At 50.5% G+C, this 2,693-nt stretch carries 3 protein-coding genes; all 3 read left to right on the top strand.

Features of this window, described 5'->3' with window-relative positions:
• Positions 1–919 precede the first annotated feature (919 nt).
• Complete coding sequence (locus A3730_RS13440; protein ID WP_082872370.1) at positions 920–1,192, top strand: AlpA family transcriptional regulator; 273 nt, start codon at positions 920–922, stop codon at positions 1,190–1,192.
• Positions 1,182–2,297 (top strand): hypothetical protein, encoded by a 1,116-nt coding sequence (locus A3730_RS13445; protein WP_063538235.1) that lies wholly within the window; start codon positions 1,182–1,184, stop codon positions 2,295–2,297. Before A3730_RS13440 ends, A3730_RS13445 begins: the two co-directional genes overlap by 11 nt.
• Positions 2,291–2,693 (top strand): ATP-binding protein (locus A3730_RS30435; protein ID WP_156501202.1); only part of this gene is annotated, 403 nt, incomplete at its 3' end. The genes A3730_RS13445 and A3730_RS30435, both read left to right, overlap by 7 nt.

Raw genomic sequence — 2,693 nt, forward strand, 5'->3', positions numbered from 1 at the left:
CTTTCTTAATTGGTGCGAGGAGAGGACTCAAATAGGGAGTGTAACTGTCTGATATAAATAAAGATATCCCAGTTCGGTTTTGCTTCATACCAACACATGTACCAACAAGCGGATTTGTAAAATTTCTGACGCATGAAGGTGTCGTCATTCATCTAAATCCTCTTTCGCTGAATATATCCAAATTTGGAGAGCAGCGAAGGGTGTGGATCATACCATTCTTGCCACCTTGTGCCACCTGCTCGATCAGGGAGGCGAGGGGCTTATCCACAGAATAAGCGACCCAGGGGCATGACTTTGAGAGGATGGGGGCAGGCTCTTTGGTGTGGGAGAGCAGGGAGTGTCACCTTGCCGATCAGATGACTACATTATGACCGTGCTAGCAATCACGTGATATCGGCTTTCTATCTAGTCGTCCGCTGGTCTTCTCGTGAAGGGAGACGAGCAGGCATTTTGCTGTGGCTAGACCTCCACGAACGCTCGGCAAAAAACTAATTCCCCCAAAAACCATTGAATCTGCATAAATCGTACATTGAATTCAGGATTTTTTTGGGTGCGTTGTCTTTAAGGCTTGACGTCGTGGTTGGGAATGCAGTAATTTTTTCTTGGCTTGGCATCGCCACAGATAGCTAAGTCCTCCTGCACCTGATTAACGCGGTGTTGGCAGAACACTACAGACATTTAATGTCTTTTCAACAGCGCAGCCTGAATGGACGTGGCATCCATCAGCAATAAGTCGCCCTCCCTAGTATTGGTTTCACGCGAAGCGTGAACTTCCAATCAAACACAAAATTATATTTGGATTGCGACCTTGTGGTCGTTCTGAGGATTTTTGCTGGGCTGCGCTGAGCGTAGGCACAATTCTTATGGCATTACTTTGCCTTGGGAATGGTGTCGTTTGGCGCAGCACTTAGGAGGGTTAATGAATACTCGATTGATTGCTGCGCCGCTATCTGTTTGCGCAGGTGAAGCACCAAAGCCGCTAACTGGCCTCACTATGCTGTCAGCCAAAGATCTGGCTGAGGAATTGGGGATCGGAGTGAGCACGCTGTGGGCTTGGGTTGATTGCAACGGGAAGCACTTTATTCCCGAATTTCCACAGCCGATAAGGCTGGGAGGGAACTGTACCCGCTGGCGGGCGCAAGACGTGGCAGATTATTTGGCCGGTGTTATGGGAGGTGATCATGCTGATTAATCATGCCTCCCCACCGTTTCAGAGACGGACAGCTCGTTCTGCAGAAAAGCTGCTTACCTCCGTAGACATGTGGGACAGCCCGGAGGAGAACGCTGTTTGCCTAGATGGGCCGAGCGAAATTTTGCGCGCTTACCGTCTCATCAATGGGCTGACAGAGATGATTCATGACGGGCGTGAAATTAAAATCGCGGTAGAGCGTCAATCCGCGAATGGGGGTAAGTGCATCAGACGTGGCCGGGATTACGATTTTGTGATCAAGTGTTTAAAGATCAATCCCTTGATGGCAGAGCGGTATGACCTCCCGCCAGACATGGACGCATGGTTGGAACTTCTGCGGGATCCCAGAATTTCTGCACTGGTAGATACTCTTCAGGGCTGGCATGCCCTTAAGAAAGAAGTCGCCGACATCCTAATTGAATGCGTTGCCCGTTTCCGAAGGATTATCACCAGCAAGGCTCATCGCAAGCGATGCTATAACGAAGTGGGCAATGCCAGGCGGCGGCGGCACTCCATGATCAAGGCGATCAGGCTGTGTTATTGCCTGTGCGATGAGGTCGAAATTGCCTTGATCGATCTGTCATGGAAGCCGGAGTGCAGGATGCGGAAGACATTAGCCGATACCGACGCTGCTTATAAAAATTTTGCAAATGGGATTCGGCATCACTCTGCATCCCGCTGCTTTCTGGTGGCTATCTTTTCTGTGGAGTTGAGCGACCACAAGGGATTCCATATCAGCGGTATGCTGTTGCTCAAACCTGGAGCCGGGGAGCGGGCGGCTAACCTTGGCTGCTACTGGCGGGATAATGTGACGGATGGGGAAGGTAGCTTTCTGTGCGCAACCGACAAGCCATATGCAGCTATCTTATCGAAGTGGTCAGGGTTGAACTTCACAGATGTTGCTTCTCCTGTTTATGTTCAGGGCGCTCATGCCCGGCAGCAGCTCCTGGAAGCTGCTGTTACGCGCTTCGCTAAATTCAGCCAGAAACTACGTGCAAATGGTAACGGGAAAAAGCACCGGCAGATCAGGATAATTAAAGGGGCACAAATTCGGCGCTTGGCCAAGATTGTGCCAAACGTTGTCGATAGTGGGGGTGAGAAATGGTGATTCGGCCCATTCAGGTTCCGCCTATTAATATCGGCATTGATGCTTTGTCCGGTCGTGGGTTGGGATTTTTTCCAGGACTATGTGCCAACGGGCATGTCGAGATCACCGGATCATCTGGCATGGGGAAGTCGACCGTAGCCAAATTTATCGCATCATACCTGTTTTGTTCGAAGGTGCCGGTAGTGATTTTCGATTTTCATGATGACTTGGCTATATCAGGGATCAGGACGCTGCATCTTGGAGATGGAGCTTCCGGTGAATGTTCGATCAGATTTCTGGAGCCAACGCCCTTGGCATTGGAGGTCTTTGGTCTGAGAGGGTGCCTGGAAAGCGCGGTCAGAGCCATTGAAGCGACGGGGAGGCGAAAGCTTGGAGATGGTCAAATCAACGTTCTGC

Source organism: Alcanivorax sp. HI0044, from assembly GCF_001634945.1.